This window comes from Methanofollis aquaemaris (assembly GCF_017357525.1).
Taxonomy (GTDB): Archaea; Halobacteriota; Methanomicrobia; order Methanomicrobiales; family Methanofollaceae; genus Methanofollis; species Methanofollis aquaemaris.
Window position 1 is genome coordinate 1,181,977 of record NZ_CP036172.1, and the last position, 19,018, is coordinate 1,200,994.

Genomic DNA, 19,018 nt, shown 5'->3' on the forward strand with positions numbered 1-19,018 from the left:
CTTGACCGAATAACTATCCATCGCCACAAGGTATATATACGAGTTCAACCAACATATTAGAGTCAAAGTACAGGGGCCTGTAGCTTAGTCAGGCATAGCGACGGACTCTTAATCCGTAGACCAGGGGTTCAAATCCCTTCAGGCCCGTTCCTTTTTGCTCCGATGGTTTTGTGAATGTTCAACCCTCAAGAGTGCGTGCGCTCAGCAGGGCGCCGATATTGCAGAGGGAATATTTTCGAAGAGCAATGAGACAGTCACACCCTCCCCACCGGAGGAAGTCGCCGCAGAACTCGCCTGCTGGAAATTAGAACGGGAATAGAGGACGGGCAGATCCGTGAGAGGGTTGGACTGCCTCTTCGACAGATTGCCGCCCCACACCACCCACCTCAATGAGAACCTCAGGAAGTCTACCGGGATGACAGAACCCTCCGCACGATCTCTCCTCCGCCTTCCCTCCACAATCGCAATCCCAGGGGTCTCGGGGGCAGCGCCCTCGGCGAGAGGATGAAAGAAGGCGTAGAATCGGATAAGCGCCACGAGAGAAGTCCTAGAAGTTCGTTTGATCTCTGTTTCAATATACGCTGCACTCCTTTCTTCTACCAGAGGGTTTGACCACCCCCCAAACTCCTGTGCGATCGATTCGAGCAGGAAGGCAGAGAAAAAGATCCTGAAAAATGTGGTGATTCCACACAACTGATAAAATAACATCCATTTCAAAAATATAACAAATGGATATTTTGAAAAAAAAGATAATGGCAAACAGGGTGCGATACTTTGATGAGATTAATATTTTAAGGGCTTTTGCAATCCTGGCCGTGATCAGCATCCATGTTTCAACATATTTCACACAGATGAGCACCATCAATCTGCTGGCGACGGTAGATATGGCAATTGATGCCTTCTCTCACTTTGCCGTTCCGCTCTTCATAGCCATCTCAGGCTTTGTTTTGTACAATAAATATTCCGGCACAATAGATCTCAAAAAATTTTATGAAAAAAGACTGAAGTCCACCCTCCCACCCTATCTCATCTTCTCTACCTTTTACCTGGCAATGACCTATATCGGTTCGATTGTGCTTGCAAAATCGGTCAACCTTGACATCCCGCATATTATCTATCGATACGCGACAGGGGGATGTTTTTACCATCTCTGGTTTTTTGTCCTGATCATCCAGCTCTATCTCCTTTACCCCGCCATACTCTGGATATACCGCTCTTTTGAATCACGAGGCAGAGTTTTCGAACTCCTCCTTGCATCCTTCCTCATAGGAGTGATCTACCGATTATGTCCTCTTCCCGATGTATTCATTCTCGGAGTTGCCACACCCATACTGGGGGTTGCCACCAAATTCATGGGATATCTCTTCTATTTCATATTAGGGATGGTTGTACGGAGCAGATATGATGAATTGCTGCTGAAATCTGGGTCTAATACATCACTGTGTTGCATGTCAGTTCCTCTGCTCTGCTGCACAATCCTTGGCGTCTTCGAATACGCCCGGGAGTACTTTAAAATTGATATAACCTCAATCATGCCTTTTGCAGGACAATACTGGCACGGGCTTACTGTTGCGATAACTCCCCTGTATTATGTGGTTATCTTTGCCCTCTGCTTCAGCATCTCCCTGCACCTTCTCTCCAGTAAAACCGTGATATTCAAGTTGCTCGAAAAAATCGGTCATTATTCATTCGGGATCTATCTGGTTCACGCATTCATCTTGTATATGCTTGTGCTGGTATTCCCGAAGTTTGGGTTCGACTGGAACAATTGGTTCTTCTACCCGCTGACATTTTGTTTGACCCTTATTCTGAGTTATATCTCTGTGGAGATTCTCCAGAAAATCCCCTATAGCACATATATCATCGGGAGCACCAGATAGAGGCCACAAATAATATTTTTTTGACCGTGGGGTAGTCCTGACACCGACTGTCAGGGAGGAGAGGGTCGACTCTACCGCCCCACCGCGACGAGCATCTCCTCCAGCGACGGGTACCTCGACTCGACCCGCTCCACCCGCCCGCCCGCGGCGGTGACCGCCGCGGTGACCGCGTTCATCCCCTCGACATCCGCGGCCTCGGCCAGGTACACCCCCTCGGCCCGCGAGAACGAGAGATCGGAGTCGAGGAGACCGGGGTCGGGCACCGTGAAAAAGACTGCATAGGTGAGCGAGCCGAACCGCTCCCGAAGTTCGGCCATCGTCCCGAAGGCCTCGATCCGGCCGCGTCTGAGGATCATCACCCGGTCGCAGACCGCCTCGACCTGGAAAAGATTGTGGGCCGAGAGGACGATCGTCTTGCCCTCCTCGCCCAGACCCTTGAGAAACTCGCCGATGAACCGCCCGGTCATCGGGTCGAGACCTGAAGTCGGTTCGTCATAGACCAGGAAGGAGGGATCATGGATGAGCGAACGGGCGATCGCGACCTTGCGGCGCATACCCTTCGAGAGTTCGCCGATCTTCTTCTCGCCGGGATCGAGGGAGAGCGAGGCGAGGAGACGACCTCCCCGCGCCCGGATCGTCGCCCGGTCAAGACCGTAGATCTCGCCGAAGAAGGCGAGGTAATCATAGACCTTCATCGTCTCGTAGAGCCGCGACTCCTCGGGCAGATAGCCAAGAGTCCGCTTGAGCGCCGAGGGGTCGGCGAGGACGTCGGCCCCGCCCACTTCCAGTCCGCCGGCCGTCGGGAGGGAAAGGCCGGAGAGGATCTTGAGGAGCGTCGTCTTGCCCGCACCATTGTGCCCGACGATCCCGAGCACCTCCCCGTCCTCCAGGTCAAAACTCACGCCGTCGAGGGCGCGGAAGGTGCCGTATTCCTTCACCAGATCATGTGCCGAGATCATTCTGAGGAATCTTCTGGCCGGAAACCGGATAAATCATATCCCATTCAGACCAAACCACTGAGCAGGAGTCGATCGAGATCAGCATTCGCACCGCCCTCACCATCGCACGCTGGGAGACCAGACGCTCTCTCACCTCGATGAGCAAAGAAGTCCTCCCCGTCACCGCCGTCCTCCTCCTCGCCCTCCTCCTGGCCACCGGCCTCACGGCCCAGAGCGGGGTCCACCTCCACGACGGGATCTACACCGCCGCCACCGACGACGACGCAGCCGCCGCCATCCTTGCCGGCGACCCCAGGTTCTCGACCACCCATACCGACCTCGCCGCGATCCTGAAAGACGCCGACAGATACGACCTGATCGTCACCGGCGGACAGGTCTGGGTGGCGAGGTCCGCGAAAGGCGAGGCCGCGCTCGCCGCCTTCGAGACCACCTACCGCCACTACCAGAATACCATATACGGCACCGCCGACGACCTCTTCGCCGCCTACCCCCTCTGGATCGACACCACCGAGGTCAGAAGCGAACTCGACTTCACCGCCACCGAGGCAGGGACGAGCGCCGGCATGCAGCGGCCATCACATTCCGCACCAAAACCCTCGGGCACCGTCGAGGCCGTCCCGACCCCCGCGGCCGACCTCGGCATCGACGAAGACGCCCTCAGAGAAACCGCCGCCAGAGTCCCGGCAGGCACCGACCAGGTGGACCGCGTCCTCGGCGGCGACCAACAGGACGAACCCGAACTCGGACGGTTCAAGACCCCGTCCCAACTCTCCCCGCCCCTCCCCTTCGACTCACTCATCTACGTCTTCGTCTTCATCTTCCCGCTCTACTTCACCTCCCAGTTCTTCATGATGGCCATCGCCAACGAACGCAGCGGGAGACGGGGCGAGGTGCTCCTCTCCACCCCCGCCGGGCCGGGGACGATCATCGCCGGCAAAGCCCTCCCCTACTTCCTCCTCATGCTCGCGGTCTCGGCGGCGATCCTCCTCGTCACCGGCGGCCCGCTCGCCGTCCTCCTCCCCCTGATCCCCGTGATCCTCTTCTTCCTCGCCGCCGCCCTCCTCATCGGCATGACCGCCCGGAGTTTCAGGGAACTCTCCTTCCTCTCCATCTTTTTTTCAACGGTGATGACCGCCTACCTCTTCTTCCCCACGGTCTTCGCCAACGTCCACGCGGTCAGCCTCGTCTCCCCGCTCACCCTCGTCGTCCTCCTCTTCGAGGGGAGCGGGTTTGGGGCGGCCGACTATGTCTACGCCACCGCCCTCTTCTACCTCGGGACCGCCGCGATCCTCTTCCTCTGTATCAAAAACTTCAACGAAGAACGACTCTTCTCGCAGGAACGACTCACCGCCAAGATCACCGCCTTCGTCGCCGGGGCCATGGCGAGAGGCCACCCCTTCGCCTCGCTCGTCGCCCTCAACATCCTCTCCATCCCGCTCGTCTTCATGGTCCAGATGATGTACCTGGTCCTCCTCTTCAACCTCCCTCTCCCCTTCTCGATCGTCTGTCTCATCCTCCTCGCCGCCCTCACCGAGGAAGTCTTCAAGTCGGTCGGGATCGCCGCCCTCTTCAGGCGGGCGGGAGGGGCGCCGGGATGGAAGACGCTCGGGATCGCCGCCGCGGCGACCGGGTTGGGGTTCCTCCTCGGCGAGAAACTCCTCCTCTTCGTGATGCTCTCCCAGGTCACCGGTTCGGTCTTCGGCGACGTCCTCTTCTCCGGCGTCGGCCTCCTCTGGATGCCCTTCCTCCTCCACACCGTCGGCGCCGCGATCGTCGCCGCCTACCTCAAGATCGGCGGGACGCGGGCCTACCCCTTCGGGGTGCTCACCGCCGGGTGCGTCCACGCCCTCTATAACTTCGTCCTCATCGGAGGCGCCCTATGAACGCACGTCATGTCTGGACCATTGCAAAAAAAGATCTCCGCGGCGTGAAGAGCGAGCGGACGATCGTGCTCGCGATCCTCCTCCAGGTCTTCATCGCCATGTTCTCCTCGTTCCTGGTCGTCGGGCTCACCTCGCTCTACGACCCGGCGGCCCTCGGCGAACAGGGCGGGGGACTCGCGATCGGGTACGCCGGCGCGGACTCGCCGCTCGCCGGACTCCTCGAAGAACCCGGAGGGTTCACCGTCTATCCCATGAACCTCTCCGAGGCGGTCGCCGCCCTCAAGGAACGTCAGCTCTCGGCCGTGGTCTATGTCCCCGACACCCCGCCCGACGCCGAGGGGCCGGTGAAGGTCACGCTCTACACGATCAAGAACGACATCCAGGGCGCCGTCGCGTCGGCGGGACTCAAGGACGCCTTCGAGGCCTATGAAGAAGAACTCAGGGACGTGCGGAGCGGGAGGCTCGCCGCGGTCCCGGTCGACCTCGCGGTGCCGGAGTCTGAGGGCGGGCAGACCTTCTTCCTCTTCGTCTACGGTCTCCTCATCCCGCTCCTCCTCTTCCTGCCCGCGATCATCTCGGCAAGCCTGGTCATCGACTTCGTCACCGAGGAGTACGGCGCCCAGACCCTCGAGACCCTCCTCTCCACCCCGGTCACCTTTGTCGAGTGTTTCTGGGGCAAGGTGCTCGCCGCATGGATCCTGGTCCCGCTCCAGGCCGGGGCGTGGCTTCTCCTCCTGGCCGTCAACGGGATCTTCATCGAGAACGCCTTCGCCGTCCTCGCCCTCGTCTCGGCGGCGTCCCTGGCCCTCATCCTCCTCGGCGGGGTCACGGCCCTCCATTACCGCGAGCGGACGGCCGCCCAGTTCGTCTACTCGACGGCCCTCGTCGCGGTGATCCTCGCCGCCCTCGCGGTTCCCGGCAACCCCGGCCACCTCCTTGTCCTCCTCTCGGCCGGCGCCGCCGGGCCGTGGGAGTATATGATGGTCGCGGCCTCGGTGCTCGGTGCCGTCGTCCTCGCCCTCCTTGCCGGGCGGTACGCACGGGCGATGGGAAACCGCGCCCGCGGGTGAACGGCCCGAACCTCTCCATATTCCAGAAATATCACTGAGGATCATCACAGTTATCCAAAAGATCCAGCGAATGTTCGAGAAGAAAGAGGAAGAAGTAAATAGAAAAACTCGAAATTGAAGCTGGATCTACTATGGACACATACAGGCCCATTCTGGCCGGAGCAATACTGATGCTCCTCCTCCTTGCCGCACCTGTCGCCGCGGCCACGCTCGGCGGCGACCAGGCGTGGATCGAGGTCCGCTGCAACGTCGACGGCGCAGCGGTATATTTTGACAATGATTACAAGGGCACGATCGAGAAGGGCGAGCTGAACGTGGCCGTCCTCACGACGGCCGCCCCGTACCACACGGTAAAGGTCGAGAAGGACGGTTACTACACCGCGTCGGCACCCATCGGCGGGTACCCCGCGATCGGTGAGACCAGCACCGTCTACCTCACCCTCAACCCGATCCCGACCCCGCCCCCGCCGACCACCGGCACCCTCTCGGTGAGTTCCTCGCCGAGCGGGGCGAAGGTCTATGTCGACGGTTCGTACTACGGCCGGACTCCCCAGCAGGTCCACGGGCTTGCCGCCGGCACCCACAACCTCGAAGTGCGGCTTGACGGCTACGACACCTGGAGCAGCTCCCAGCGCGTCAGGGCCGGCGAGACCACCAGCGTCCGCGCCGACCTGAACCCGCACGTCAGCTACGGCTCGCTCTATATCACCTCCAGTCCGTCGGGTGCGAAGGTCTACCTGGACGGGAAGTACGAGGGCAAGACCCCGCGGACCATCACCGGGGTCAACGAGGGCCGTCACTATGTCGAACTCGAAGAGGCGGGTTACCAGGAGTGGACCGGTCCGGTGACGGTCGTCGCGGGGCAGCAGACCTATGTCTCGGCCACCCTCAACTCGAACCCGAAGCCGGTCTCCGGCACCATCGATGTCTTCTCCAACCCTGTCGGAGCCTACATCTATCTCGACGGCGAGTACCAGGGCCGGACATACCCCGAGGGCTACGTGATCATCGGCGTCACGCCGGGCACCCACACGGTCACCCTCAAACTCACCGGGTACACGGATGTTTCCTCGTCGGTGAACGTGAACTCAGGCCAGGAGTCGTCGGTCAGGATGACCCTGAACCCGGCGGTCCCGTCAGGCGACACCGGTTCGATGGAGATCACCTCAGAGCCGGCAGGGGCCGAGGTCTACCTGAACAACGAGTACAGGGGTGTGTCCCCGGTGACTCTCCAGGCGCTGACGCCGGGGAGTTACACCGTCACCCTCAAACTCGCCGGCCACCCTGACTGGACGACGACCGCCCAGGTGAACGCGGGTGCGAAGACTCCGGTCGCCGCACAGTTCGCCGAGCCCGCACCGACGACGCAGTCCCCGGCGCCGGTCCTCCCGGTCCTCGGTGCGCTTGCCCTCTTCGGGTGCATCGCCGCCCGGATGCGGCACTAATATTTTTTCTTTTTTTTTGAGTGCTGTTGAATCCTCGATTCCTCTCCCCATGACAGTGAGGGTGACGGGAACCAAGCACTTCGCCGCCCCCCGGCTATCTTCGTCGCGGGGAAGGAGCGTGAGCGAGTTCGAGAAAATCTGTGATTCTCGAGGTCCGGGGGTCTCCCCAGGCGCGAGACGGCAGGGTGTGATCATTCAGAGCGTGATTCTGTCCTCCGCCTCTCAGTCGTGCGAGGGCAAGGGCGCTACGCCAGACCCGTTCCGCTTGCGGCCCCACAAAACCAAACGAATATATCTTTCCCTCTCTGCACTCTCAGTATGGGGCAGAAGATCGTCAAAAGAGCACAGGGGTTCCTCATGGACCCCTTCGAGACATTTCGAGACGCACGAACCGACGATCTCGGCGCCGCCCTCGCGTACTTCGGCGCCCTCCTCGCCGTCAACGTCGTCCTCCTCTGCCTTCTCGTCATCGGCGGGCTCGTGACGATGTCAGGGGCGGGAGCCGGGGCATTTGTATTTGGCGCGACCATCTCCGTCATCACCGGATTGATCGGCACGGTCATCCTTTTCATCCTCGCCGCTCTCCTCCTCCACCTCTTCGTCGTCCTTCTCATCGGCGGGAACGGCATCAAGGAAACGGTCAAAGCCCTCGCATACGCCGCCACCCCCGCTCTCCTTCTCGGATGGATCCCGCTCGTCGGCGTCCTTGCATGGGTCTGGAGCCTGGGCCTCGCAGCCATCGGGGTCAGAGAACTTCACGAGACCTCGACCGGGCGGGCCGCGGTCGCAACCCTCTCGTTACCGGTGTTCGCCCTCGTCCTCTTCTTCATTGCCCTCTTCGTGCTGTTCAGCAATATCCCGGAGGGGCCCTCATATCTGAGCACCCGCTACACCTACGACCTCTCCATCCAGACCAGGACACCCATCGAGAACGTGACGTTCCTCCTCCCGGCCCCGACATGCGGCGACCGTCCGGCCATCGGCCCTGAACCGATCACCGATGCATTCTATTCTGATCGTCTCCCTGAGAACGTCACGTCCGCCCTTGTTCAGGTCGACGGCCGGCATTATCTCAGGTTGACCGCACCATCCATGGACGCCGGGGAAGAGATCTCTGTGAGTTATCATAACTACACGTCACTCAGCCGGAAGTTCGGCCCAGAGGTCGTGCCGCAGTTGATCGACACCCTCCACCCCTTCGACAACGAGTCGCTCTTCGCCCCCACGCAGGGCCCCCCTGGAGAGGTGAAGACACGCGGCAACAACCCGGGTTTCTCCTACTCCTATACCATCCCCGTCTATGCGCACTACGAGAACGGGACGCGGGTCGAGATAGCCTCCGAGATCAAGGGAGTGAATAGTTGGTCGGAGTTTTTCGATGCCTGGATGAACAATCAATATTCAGATCGCTATCACCTCGTTATCTCCGGCGAACCCGAGGGCTGGATGTATGCCGGCGGGACGATGACGGCAGGGTCGGGGATCTACCGGGAGTGGCAGGTGGGATCTCTCCCGGCCGAGGATGTTTGAGAGGAGAGTCGGGGCGGTGGACCCCCCCCCACGCCACCGAACATTCCCCGACGCCCTGATCGCATCTTTCAAGAGTCCTGCAACCGATAGATCACACGATGAAAACCGTGGTCATCTCCCCTGAGATCGCCACCTACGGCGCCATGCTCATCGGCGGGGCGGTGCGGGACGCGGGACACGAGGTCCGGCTCTCGACCGCTCTCGCCGCCGGCGACGCCGGGGCGGTGCTCCTCAGTCTGTACTCGACGCAGCACCTCATGGACTCCCGCGTGAAGGCGTTCGTCGCCTCGGTGCGAGGGGCGGGCAAACGCTGCTATGTCGGCGGCCCGGTCTCGGCGTACCCCGAGTACGTGCTCGGCGAACTCGCACCCGACGCGGTGGTCGTGGGCGAGGGGGAGGAGACGGTGGCGAGGCTCCTGGAGAGCGGGGTCGCTCCCGACCTGCCGGGGATCGCCTACTTCGACGCCGACGGCAGGACGGTGCTGACCCCGCCGGCACCTCCGGCGCCGGTGCGGCACCGTTCGATGCCCCTCATCCCCGTGACCATCGGGCAGCAGTCGGTGCGGGGGGCGAACGTGTATATCGAGACGCACCGCGGCTGCACCGGGGCATGCACCTTCTGCCAGGTGCCGCGGTTCTTCGGGCGCGAGATCAGGAGCCGCGACCTCGACGAGGTGCGGGCCGAGGCGCGGGCGTTCAAAGAGATGGGCGTCAGCCGGGTCTCGGTCTCGGGCGGGACCGGGTCGCTGTACGGCTACGACGGGACGACGATCAACAACGACGCCGTCATCGCCCTCCTCGAAGTGCTCGCCGGGGAGTTCGGGCCAAAGAACGTCTCGGCTCCGGATATCAGGGTGGACGCCCTCACCGACGAGGTGCTGGAGGCGATCAAGAAGTACACCATCGGCTGGCTCTTCTTCGGGTTCGAGTCGGGGAGCGATTCGGTGCTCAGGCAGATGGGCAAGGGGGTGAGCGTCGAGCAGATGCACCGGGCGGTCGAGTGGTCGCGGCAGCACGGGCTCAAGGTCGCCGGGTGCTTCATCGTCGGGTATCCGACCGAGACGCCGGAGGACTACGAGGCGACGAAGGCGTTCATCGAGGAGGAGATGCTCGACGATGTCTTCATCTCGGTCGCCGAACCGATCCCCAAGACGCCGCTCGCCGACCTCGCCCTGCGCACGCCGCACGAGGAGAACCCGGTCTACGTCCCGCACACCGGCGAATATCACTCGCTCCATCTCAGCGAAGCGGAGGCGCGGTGGTTCGACCTCTCGATGCATGCCGATATGTACAAGCCTCTCCTCCATGTGGTCACCGACGAGGTCTTCAATGGCTATCTCGCCGAGGCGAGGAAGCAGGGCGAGGATGTGCGAAGGGTGACGGCGTTGATCGAGCGGTACGACGGGGGAGACGCCCCGGCGTCGCCGCGTGCCTGAGAGAGTCAGGGACAAATGTCGCCGCCGGACACACTCCTCCTTTTTCCCTATCAGTACCCCTCACCCCGGCTCTGCCGGTATCCGCGCGATCCTTCCGCTATCCTTCGGTTACATCGTCGTTCCCGTACCCGGACGTTTCCAGCTCATTCCGCAACACGAGGGCAACGATCGCAGGCATGACGACGATCCCGCCGACGAGCGAGAAGAATATCGTGATCACTGTCGTCTGGCCGAATCCTGAGACGAGAGAAAACGAAGATGCAAGCATGGCCGAGAACCCGAACAGTGTTGTCAGTCCCGATATGGTGATGGGGGTTCCAATTTTCGTCACACCTTCACGGATGGCTTCGTAGAGTTCCATGCCCTTATCCAGTTCTTCCCTGCATCGTTCGAGCATCAGAACCGTGTACTCCATCGCAAGACCGATGGTCATCGAACCGAGGCACGCCGTGAGCGGCGTGTACACGATGTCGAGGGCGTACATGATCAGGTCGTTCCATCCGATGATCATGACGACAGGCACGATCGGCGCCAGAGAGTCGAACCTGCGGTATGCGAGGAGCATAAATATGGTGATCAGGAGAAGACCGAAGAGCGTCATCTGGTTCTTCGACCGGACAATCCCTTCGTACACGTTCCCGTATGCCGTGGACCTCCCCGTGGGCCGGATGTCAACCCCCGGCGGCGGTTCGAGCCAGACCGCATCGCTTCGGATCCGGGAGATCAGAGCGCCCATTCTATCGATCTCCAGATCGTCGGTCGTGAATTCGACCATTGCCTCCATATTGCCCATCAGGTATGCGTCTCGTACTTCGGCAGGAATACGTGCGACGACCTCCGAGATCTCGATTTCTGATGCGGGAATCGTTCCGCCGTTATAGTCGCGGATGAGCGTGGCGATGCTGGTATGAGTGGTGACCTCCTCTTGATGCTCGGTCTCGTAGGTTCCGAACGTATCGATCCATTCGAGGATCTGCGGGTCGAGGATCTTGTCTCCCCTGACGATCACCGGCACGGTCGATCTCCCGCCAATCGCTTCTTCCACCTTTTCGAGGCTGATTTTTGCCGGCATGGTTTCGGGTACGAAGGACTGCTGGTCGACATTAATGTCTATAGCGTCGTCGTACTGAATGCCGACGACGGCGACGAGCGCAAAGACGAGAAGAATCGGAGCGGGATTTTTTGCCACTCTTACCGCCAGACCTCCGAGGAATGTATTGTAGTGTCCGATCACCCCCATCTCTGCGGCGTCCGTCAGGTCCTGCCCGCGTCCGGACCTGCCGTAGCCGAAGAGAGCGAAAAAGGTGGGGACGACGAGGATTGCAAGCAGAAAACACGAGACGACACCGATCAGGCAGGCGGTTCCGAAATCTCTGATCATCGGGACTGAAGAGGAGAGAAGGGCCGCGAACCCGAGAGCAGTCGTACACATGGCGACAAGGATCGGACCTGCGTGGGAGAGCGTGGCGACGATCGCCTCGCGCAGACTTTTGTCCCGGATCTCTTCGTGGAATCGAGAATGGAATTGGACGCCGTAGTCGATCCCGAGACCGATGATCACCGGGAACGATCCGATGACCGGCGAGGTGACTCGCAGGTCGAAGAACCCGATGATACCGAAGGTCAGGAGGATCCCACACAGGATAATCCCCACGGGAAGGAAGCGGTAGCGGACATGGTTGAAGAGCAGTCCGATGGCGACGACCATCAGGACGAGTGCAATTCCTATCATCTGCCCCATCTCCTTGCCCATGGCCTCCTGCATCTGTTTGTCGAAGGCGGGATCTCCGGAGATCGAAACGCTCACCCCGGGAGGCGGTGACGAGACCGAAACGAGGGTTTCGATGGTGTCGAGAAATTGATTCCTGGCATCGCCGGAGAGGTCCGGTTCAAGGGTAATCAGGAGAAGCGTCATCATCCCCGAAGGTACGTACTGTCTCCGTGCATCTGCCGGGAGACGGGAGATCGCCTCTTCGACGCCGGCCTCAGAACGGGGGACGAGGCCGTCATTCACCGACCGTATCGCTGCCGGAAGGGATCGAGTCCCGTCCACGCCTTGTTCGTTGGAGATATCTGTTGCAAGGTGGTCGACATAGTCCAGAACGTCGGGATCCAGCACGTCTCCCGATTCGATGATCAGGATGATCGAATCGGTGCCGAAGGTCTCGATGTAGTGGTCGAGCAGCACGCCCTCCGGGGAGTCCATATCGACGAACGTCTCAAGGCCGGTCTCCATCCGGATCGATGAAGCGCCGTACAGGGAGAATAGTATCAACGAAAGGATCAGGCCTGCAAACAGGTAGGGCCGATCGGCGATGACTCTTCCAAGATATGCAAACGTCGTCTTCATTGCGTATGCTCCTGTTCTGCTGCCCGGTGCAGCAGTTCAACGACGATGCGGCAGAGTCGGGGCGGCCTCATGCCGCTCTCCTCCCAGAGTGCGGAGGTCAGGAATTCTCTATCCGGATACCGGAGGCATTCGAAGAACCCGACTCCGCAGTATTCTCGGACCAGGGTTTCGAAAAGTGCAAAATCTCCATCCTGTGCGGAAAATACCCTGCACGAGACGGTCGGCTCCGCAGGGGGGTCGTCCACATATGACTCTTGTGTAAATTTATCTGACACTCATGTCACTATGATCGATGGAGGCCGACCATATATAATGATACTGACACATGTGTTAGTATAATGCCGAAAGTTGTGCCCGAGTACAAGGATGAGGCAAGACGAAGGATCATCGAAGCCGCGATCGCTGAGGCGGATGAAAACGGTTTTTCCAACCTGAAAATGGAGAACGTCGCATCCAGGCTTGGTATCTCGCGTGCGACGCTCTACCTCTATGTCAAAAACAGGGAGGAACTGATCTCCTCCGCCCTGGTCTTCATCAGATCCTGGCTCGCAGATATCCTGCGGGACACATTCTCCAGAGATACTTTCGAGGACACGTTCTCAGCGATCTTCGACAAAATCATCTATCCGGGGGATGGAACGGGCATGAACGCCGTCCTTGAAGTGTATGCCGGCGCGGTGCGAGACGACATGCTCCATGAAGCCGTTAAAGAAAATTATTCAGTCATCAGCAGCACGCTCTCCGGCTATCTCGAAGAACAAAAAAGTCTGGGCCGTTTTTCCGAAGACCTTGATGCCGACCTCTCTGCAAGAATCATCATCTCGATAATTCTCGGGATCAAGATGGGGGTTGCAGCAGGCCTCAGCCGTGAGGAGGCATACCGCATCTGGGATGCCGCCGTCCGCAGGGCACTGGCATAGGCATTTTTTCAGATCCGGGAGCGGCGGCAGCCTGCGATGTACTTCTTCCCGCGGGCGATCGCCATCTCTGAGACATCCATCTCCAACACACTCATCATGCGCAAGAGCGACTGAGGAACCATGACCAAACTCACCGTGCTCAGGGCCGACATCACGGCCCTCGACGTCGACGTGATCGTGAACGCCGCCAACCCCTCGCTCCTCGGCGGCGGCGGGGTGGACGGCGCCATCCACCGGGCCGCGGGGCCGGGCCTCGACGAGGAGTGCCGGGCGCTCGGCGGGTGCAGGACCGGCGAGGCGAAGGTGACCGGGGGCCACCGTCTCCCGGCGAGGTGGGTGGTCCACACCGTCGGCCCGGTCTGGCGGGGCGGGGGCGGGGGCGAGGACGACCTCCTCGCCTCGTGTTACCGCCGCTCCCTTGAGGAGGCGAAACGACTCGGCGCACGGACGATCGCCTTCCCCGCGATCTCGACCGGGGCCTACGGGTTCCCGGCGGAGCGGGCGGCGGCGATCGCGGTGCGGACGGTGCGGGCCTACCTGGAGGAGCACCCCGCGGCGCCGGAGGTCTTCCTGGTGGCATATTCGCCGGCCGCCGGGCAGGTGCTCAGCGCGGCGGTCGAAGAGGCAGGCGAAGGATAGGAGTCGGGAAGGTCCGCCGGGGCGCACATTTTTATTTGATGCGCATTATAATTGCGCCGGCATTATGGATCGGATTTGTATATTTATCGACGGCAGCAATTTCTATCACGGCCTCAAGCATAACCTGGGCAGGACAGACGTCAATTTTTATCACTTCGGCCAGAAATTGTGCAACGGGAGAAAGTTGATCCGCACCTATTATTACAACGCACCCCTCGACCGCGAGGACAACGACGAGGCCTACCGGGGCCAGCAACGCTTCTTCGACTTTCTCAAGTCCACTCCCTACATCGAGATCAAACTCGGCCGGATGGTCCAGAGAAACGGGTTCAAGATCGAGAAAGGCGTCGACGTCTACCTCGCCGTCGACATGCTCAGGTTCGCCTACACCGACATCTACGACACCGCCGTCCTGGTGAGCGGAGACGGGGATTTTGCATCGGTGGTGAACGCCGTCAAAGACCTGGGAAAACATGTCGAGAACGTGCAGTTCCCGTCAGGGTGGTCGGCGCACCTGAGCGAGTGCTGCGACATCAGCACCGTCCTCGACGATGAGTATCTTGAGGAATGTTTTATGGAGTATCGGTGAGGGGGACCGTGAGGAGGAATTTCAGGGGCAAAACAGTACTCCTGTAAGTGGGGCAAGATGAGAGAGAGGATGGATGCATGGCAGACCTCCGGGAATGAGGAGAGTGGGAAACCCACCGGGGAGAGAGGCCCATGCACGCCTCTGGTGATGGCGATGGGCAAGAGGGATCGCCAGCAGATGCAACAGGTGAGGGGCACCCGCTTTTTCTGGCCATATACCTGACTTTTCTTAAGACAAAAACCGATCACTCACCCCATGACTGGGCAAGGGGGTGAAGGGCGGCGAACTCTCCCCTATAGGTCACAGCGGAGCATGGGGCCAGAGACACAATCGAGCGCAAAGGCACAAAATGGCGCCATCATCAATAAAGCCCGTCGAAAGACGGAAAAAATCCGTATAACCATTTTTCAGGCCACATGTATACGTTCGGGCGAGTGAAATCTCAGTAAAAATTAGATGATCATGCTAGAAACCATATATATATAAACAAGCATATTTTGCATCGTGGAGATCGATTCGGTCTCCCGGTGGGGGCCCGTTGCCAATGTCCAGATGCCGACGGAACCCCGCACTGTCCGGAGGCAAGGAGAGTGTACGCGGTTCCTCTTCTTAATCGTGTGCTTTGTCTGTCTCTGGGGGCAAATGGAGGTGGAACACATGATAAAAAGAATTGGAATACGAGCATTCTCCATGCTCCTGGCAATGCTGCTGGTGAGCGTGACGATGGTGCCGGTAGTGAGCGCCAGCGACGAAAAATGTGAGAACACAAACGCCATCGGTATCGATGTGCCTGTACCGGAGCCGGTGGTTGTACCATCGGATGAAAAATTACAGTCTCTCAGAGAAAGAGACGATGGAGTGATCATCGAGAGTACAATAACCTACCTGACCTATTGGAACAAAAAGATGAAATGGGACTTATCCGAGGAAGAGATCAAGAGATATTCCCAAGATCTTGAAGAAAAAGTACTGGTCGGGTATTATGATGCGAACGATGGTTATTACCGCATACATGATCTGGACATCTTTGGCAAAGAATTAGGCTTGGTTCTAGGGCTCAATACTGAGCAAACCATAGCTTTTGTCCGGACACACAGAGAACAACTTGCGAAGGATCATCAGAACTATCACTGTGACTTCTTCCCACCCAATAACCAGATCAAGCACTACATTTCTCCCAGTACTCGGTCGGCACCCTACGCACATGGAAAGATGTACTACCTTTACATTATCACGAATTTCCAGACTCCAAGCAGTGACGGAGCATGGACCGCCGCTCATCGGGATGATGCAATGAATGACGCATATGTTGGGACGAATGCAATCAGGCAACAAGCGCCTTCAGGTGCGAATGCTGTCAACGACGGTGGTTCTTATACTGTAACGGTTTCGGGATCGAATACCGGCGACAATAGCCAGGCCTGGGGAGTAAACGGCTGGATGGAAGAAGCGGCAAGTAATATCGGCTATTCTGACAGCAACGGTGACGGACGGACGACAGATGACATGGCGAGATCGATCAAAAGTTGGTCCGGAGCGGATACGGTTATAATTCTGTACTTAACCCATGACGACATGGGCGGTTATGCAATCGGTCCTGATCAGGGTTACGCAGACAGAACCGCACTGTCATACTGGGGCAGGGCAGACTGGGGAAGGTTCGATTCGGTCGCCGCGAGTTACGAGCATGAATCATTGCACCTCTATGGTGCCCTCGACGAATATGCAGGAGCAAGTTTCTGCGGACAATCGAGTATTCTTGCTGTCAGCCCGATGCACGACATGTACACCAACACAAATCATGTCTCATGTCCTTCGCCAACCAACAGCGTTATGAGGGATCCATACAGCACATCAACAATCAGTACGTCCACCAGGCGGTTCATCGGTTGGGGTGACAATGACAGTGACGGAATTCTTGATCCGATCGACCCCACGCCGTGGGGTTGATCCCCCCCTCTTTTTCGGACAGGGATCGGCAATGCACATACCCCTGATTATTGTCATGCTGATGGTCATCACGCTTCCTGCAGTATGTTCCGGTCTTCCCTCCGAACAAACGGTACCCACCGGAGAGTCGATAAATCTCATTGTCACCTCCCCGAGTGAAGGAGATGAAGGCTGGATCGATGTCGTTCCGCCTCATGTTGCAGTTGTCGGCGAAGTCCGTGCCCCTTCAGGAATACGGAGCGTTGTTGTTCAGAGCAATACCGGAGAGGTTGCGTGCGGGAACGGGACGACATTCGCATGCTCCGTGCCGGTCTCAGCCGGGGAGAACATGATCACCGTCAAAGCTACCGATAACCTTGGGAACCGGGCTGAAAAAATCCTGAACGTGACCATCCACATCGGGTTGCCCCCGCCTCCGGCGATCACCGTCTCGGGCAGGGTGACTGATCCGGACGACGGTCCGATCGCCGGTGCGTCCATAGAATTCGAGTCGGAATTTACGCTCGACAACGAACCTCTCATGGTGACGAACACCACGGACCAGGACGGCAGGTACCTGATAGAGAACGCACCGGGATACCGGCAGACCATCACTATCAGGAAAGAGGGGTATAAAGATCTCCATCGTGAGATCGAGTTCGAAAATCTGACGAACGAATATGATCTGGAGATGGAACCATCTGGCCAGACTGTTCCGGGGTTTGGTCTCCACCTGAGTGTCCTTGCCTTACTGGGGACTTTTTTGATCCTTCGGAGCAAGGGGAAATGAAGGCGTGCGCCTCATCGTCCGAACCAGAGAATAACGCACGCTGTAAAAACCCTTCATTTCGTATCATAGAAAGGAATCGAGATGTATTGTCCGATGAATTTGAGTTGCCCGGTTCATCGAAATACGCGATTCGTGAACGAGGGGCGTTTATATGGGCAATAGATTTATTTTTCAGGTTATTACCGTTGCAGTGATTATCAGTTTCATCGGCTTAATTCCTACCGTCGATGCATCCGTTATTCAATTAGAATATTTTCACACAGCCCGATGTCTCGAATGCGAAGACACCTCCCCGATAATTTCAGATCTGGAAGAAATATACGGGGAATCATTGAATGTGGAAAAAATTGATGTCAATACACCTGATGGATGGGAACGATGGCATCAATATGGATTTCTCGAAGTTCCTGCGGTGGTCGTGAACAGCACGATAAAAATTCCCCGAGAGGAGATCACCGAAGAGAACGTCAGGATGGCGATCAGGCAATCTCTCTCCGGAACCGAAGAGGAGAGCGGGCCACCTGCAATAAACTGGAACATCCCGCTTGCATATTCATTGGGCCTCTTCTCCGGCTTTTCACCCTGCCTGATGGCAATATTGGGGTTTATACTGGTATATGTCACCGGTTCTTGCAAAGGTCTGAGAAGCAGTCTCATGAACTCGTTGATATTCGGTATGGGGTTGGTTGCCGCATACATCATCATGGGATGTTGCGTCCTGCTGGTGGGGATATCGCTTGGCAGATTCGGTCCCTATCTATCAGTCGCAGCGGGACTGATCACGATCCTCGCGGGGGTAAGCCTGACAGGGTTGTTAACGTTCCCGGTGACCACGAACAATTTCATTGATTCCTCGGTACGGAAATATTCAACCTCGCTGGCCGGTTTATTCCTCCTGGGCATGCTGTTCTCGATCGTCAAAGCGCCGTGTGCCGCACCGATGATCCTCATACTGCTGAGCAAGATCCTGATCGACGGCACGATACAGGACCTCTCGCTCCTATTGATTTTCGGTCTCGGAGTGCTTACGCCGTTTATCGGAATCGGAATCTTCGGAGGATATGTTTCATTGAGTAAGATAAGAGAATACAGAGAAATCATGAAAGTCAGTAGCGGGATTATTCTGATAGGATTCGGAATCTGGCTGCTCTTCCTGGTATAGTGGAGGTGCGGAGCACATAGGAGAAGATGGGGTGAGCACGGATCCGCCGCTTTCCAACTCCATCTTCACGGGGGTGGATACACAGGAGGAAGATTGGGCCGGCGGGGGGCTACATCGAAGATCCTGAAGAGAGGATTGAGGTCCCCGGACCTATCCTGAAGCAGGGGTCCGGGGGCAGGGCCCCCGGCACCGATGTATGGGAAGGCGGGATGATCAGGCGTGCCGCCCTCAATCGTAGAACCTTCCCTGTAATCTCGCACCGGGGGGTTGCACCCCCCGGACCCCCCACGACGAAGATAGCCGAGGGGCGGCACGATGCTCGACTTCGATTCACTCCTCGAACGCAAGGATGAGGGTCAAGGATCGATCCAGTTCTGAGATGATATTTTCATCCCATATGCTTGAGGCGTGATCTCACCTCATGCGCAATTCTACA

General features: G+C 58.4%; 15 protein-coding genes and 1 tRNA gene. 13 read left to right on the forward strand and 3 right to left on the reverse strand.

Translation table 11 applies throughout. The features are described from left to right. The first annotated feature begins 73 nt into the window (after positions 1 to 73). Positions 74 to 147: transfer RNA gene (locus tag RJ40_RS05690), tRNA-Lys, on the forward strand. A 54-nt stretch (positions 148 to 201) separates the two neighbouring features. On the opposite strand, the gene RJ40_RS05695 is transcribed toward RJ40_RS05690, so the two are convergent. Next, complete coding sequence (locus RJ40_RS05695; RefSeq protein WP_265582385.1) at positions 202 to 693, reverse strand: hypothetical protein; 492 nt, start codon at positions 691 to 693, stop codon at positions 202 to 204. Between the two features lie 59 nt (positions 694 to 752). Here RJ40_RS05695 and RJ40_RS05700 point away from each other — a divergent pair, with 59 nt between their 5' ends. After that, entirely contained in the window at positions 753 to 1,880 is a 1,128-nt protein-coding gene (locus RJ40_RS05700) for an acyltransferase (protein WP_265582386.1), read from the forward strand. A gap of 71 nt (positions 1,881 to 1,951) precedes the next feature. On the opposite strand, the gene RJ40_RS05705 is transcribed toward RJ40_RS05700, so the two are convergent. Next, positions 1,952 to 2,839, reverse strand: a complete 888-nt coding sequence (locus tag RJ40_RS05705) for an ABC transporter ATP-binding protein (RefSeq protein WP_265582387.1) — start codon at positions 2,837 to 2,839, stop codon at positions 1,952 to 1,954. 137 nt (positions 2,840 to 2,976) lie between these two features. Here RJ40_RS05705 and RJ40_RS05710 point away from each other — a divergent pair, with 137 nt between their 5' ends. The 5 genes from RJ40_RS05710 (at position 2,977) to RJ40_RS05730 (ending at position 10,203) form a co-directional block, all read left to right on the forward strand. Further along, positions 2,977 to 4,722, forward strand: coding sequence for an ABC transporter permease (locus RJ40_RS05710; RefSeq protein WP_265582388.1), 1,746 nt, complete (start codon positions 2,977 to 2,979; stop codon positions 4,720 to 4,722). Continuing rightward, a complete protein-coding gene (locus RJ40_RS05715) occupies positions 4,719 to 5,792 on the forward strand; it encodes an ABC transporter permease (RefSeq protein ID WP_265582389.1) in 1,074 nt (357 codons plus the stop codon). The genes RJ40_RS05710 and RJ40_RS05715 overlap by 4 nt, the downstream gene beginning before the upstream one ends. Positions 5,793 to 5,923: 131 nt before the next feature. Beyond that, a complete protein-coding gene (locus tag RJ40_RS05720) occupies positions 5,924 to 7,237 on the forward strand; it encodes a PEGA domain-containing protein (RefSeq protein ID WP_265582390.1) in 1,314 nt (437 codons plus the stop codon). A 357-nt stretch (positions 7,238 to 7,594) separates the two neighbouring features. Next, the gene (locus RJ40_RS05725; protein ID WP_265582391.1) at positions 7,595 to 8,767 is read left to right on the forward strand and encodes a YIP1 family protein; all 1,173 of its coding nucleotides are present in this window, start codon (positions 7,595 to 7,597) and stop codon (positions 8,765 to 8,767) included. Positions 8,768 to 8,865: 98 nt separating this feature from the next. Continuing rightward, positions 8,866 to 10,203 carry a methyl-coenzyme M reductase glutamine C-methyltransferase gene (locus RJ40_RS05730; RefSeq protein ID WP_265582392.1) on the forward strand — a complete coding sequence of 446 codons (1,338 nt, stop codon included), beginning with the start codon at positions 8,866 to 8,868 and terminating at the stop codon, positions 10,201 to 10,203. Positions 10,204 to 10,300: 97 nt separating this feature from the next. Here the strand turns inward: RJ40_RS05730 and RJ40_RS05735 are convergent, their stop codons facing one another. Next, positions 10,301 to 12,553 (reverse strand): efflux RND transporter permease subunit, encoded by a 2,253-nt coding sequence (locus RJ40_RS05735; RefSeq protein WP_265582393.1) that lies wholly within the window; start codon positions 12,551 to 12,553, stop codon positions 10,301 to 10,303. A gap of 338 nt (positions 12,554 to 12,891) precedes the next feature. Here RJ40_RS05735 and RJ40_RS05740 point away from each other — a divergent pair, with 338 nt between their 5' ends. From RJ40_RS05740 to RJ40_RS05765, 6 genes are all read left to right on the forward strand, one after another. After that, entirely contained in the window at positions 12,892 to 13,473 is a 582-nt protein-coding gene (locus RJ40_RS05740; protein ID WP_265582394.1) for a TetR/AcrR family transcriptional regulator, read from the forward strand. Between the two features lie 120 nt (positions 13,474 to 13,593). Next, the gene (locus tag RJ40_RS05745) at positions 13,594 to 14,112 is read left to right on the forward strand and encodes an O-acetyl-ADP-ribose deacetylase (RefSeq protein WP_265582395.1); all 519 of its coding nucleotides are present in this window, start codon (positions 13,594 to 13,596) and stop codon (positions 14,110 to 14,112) included. Positions 14,113 to 14,176: 64 nt separating this feature from the next. Next, the gene (locus RJ40_RS05750; RefSeq protein WP_265582396.1) at positions 14,177 to 14,701 is read left to right on the forward strand and encodes a LabA-like NYN domain-containing protein; all 525 of its coding nucleotides are present in this window, start codon (positions 14,177 to 14,179) and stop codon (positions 14,699 to 14,701) included. A gap of 657 nt (positions 14,702 to 15,358) precedes the next feature. Next, the gene (locus RJ40_RS05755; protein ID WP_265582397.1) at positions 15,359 to 16,651 is read left to right on the forward strand and encodes a hypothetical protein; all 1,293 of its coding nucleotides are present in this window, start codon (positions 15,359 to 15,361) and stop codon (positions 16,649 to 16,651) included. Between the two features lie 31 nt (positions 16,652 to 16,682). Then, positions 16,683 to 17,420 carry a carboxypeptidase regulatory-like domain-containing protein gene (locus tag RJ40_RS05760; RefSeq protein ID WP_265582398.1) on the forward strand — a complete coding sequence of 246 codons (738 nt, stop codon included), beginning with the start codon at positions 16,683 to 16,685 and terminating at the stop codon, positions 17,418 to 17,420. Positions 17,421 to 17,571: 151 nt separating this feature from the next. Continuing rightward, positions 17,572 to 18,582 (forward strand): cytochrome c biogenesis CcdA family protein, encoded by a 1,011-nt coding sequence (locus tag RJ40_RS05765; RefSeq protein ID WP_265582399.1) that lies wholly within the window; start codon positions 17,572 to 17,574, stop codon positions 18,580 to 18,582. The last annotated feature ends 436 nt before the right edge of the window (positions 18,583 to 19,018 follow it).

What these genes read in the sequence shown, in the direction of transcription:
- RJ40_RS05745 (WP_265582395.1), top strand. Translation starts at nt 13,594, where the DNA reads ATGACCAAACTCACCGTGCTCAGGGCCGACATCACGGCCCTCGACGTC.
- RJ40_RS05740 (WP_265582394.1), top strand. Translation starts at nt 12,892, where the DNA reads ATGCCGAAAGTTGTGCCCGAGTACAAGGATGAGGCAAGACGAAGGATC.
- RJ40_RS05725 (WP_265582391.1), top strand. Translation starts at nt 7,595, where the DNA reads ATGGACCCCTTCGAGACATTTCGAGACGCACGAACCGACGATCTCGGC.
- RJ40_RS05710 (WP_265582388.1), top strand. Translation starts at nt 2,977, where the DNA reads ATGAGCAAAGAAGTCCTCCCCGTCACCGCCGTCCTCCTCCTCGCCCTC.
- RJ40_RS05750 (WP_265582396.1), top strand. Translation starts at nt 14,177, where the DNA reads ATGGATCGGATTTGTATATTTATCGACGGCAGCAATTTCTATCACGGC.
- RJ40_RS05760 (WP_265582398.1), top strand. Translation starts at nt 16,683, where the DNA reads ATGCACATACCCCTGATTATTGTCATGCTGATGGTCATCACGCTTCCT.
- RJ40_RS05700 (WP_265582386.1), top strand. Translation starts at nt 753, where the DNA reads ATGGCAAACAGGGTGCGATACTTTGATGAGATTAATATTTTAAGGGCT.
- RJ40_RS05730 (WP_265582392.1), top strand. Translation starts at nt 8,866, where the DNA reads ATGAAAACCGTGGTCATCTCCCCTGAGATCGCCACCTACGGCGCCATG.
- RJ40_RS05720 (WP_265582390.1), top strand. Translation starts at nt 5,924, where the DNA reads ATGGACACATACAGGCCCATTCTGGCCGGAGCAATACTGATGCTCCTC.
- RJ40_RS05705 (WP_265582387.1), bottom strand. Translation starts at nt 2,839, where the DNA reads ATGATCTCGGCACATGATCTGGTGAAGGAATACGGCACCTTCCGCGCC.
- RJ40_RS05735 (WP_265582393.1), bottom strand. Translation starts at nt 12,553, where the DNA reads ATGAAGACGACGTTTGCATATCTTGGAAGAGTCATCGCCGATCGGCCC.
- RJ40_RS05715 (WP_265582389.1), top strand. Translation starts at nt 4,719, where the DNA reads ATGAACGCACGTCATGTCTGGACCATTGCAAAAAAAGATCTCCGCGGC.
- RJ40_RS05765 (WP_265582399.1), top strand. Translation starts at nt 17,572, where the DNA reads ATGGGCAATAGATTTATTTTTCAGGTTATTACCGTTGCAGTGATTATC.
- RJ40_RS05755 (WP_265582397.1), top strand. Translation starts at nt 15,359, where the DNA reads ATGATAAAAAGAATTGGAATACGAGCATTCTCCATGCTCCTGGCAATG.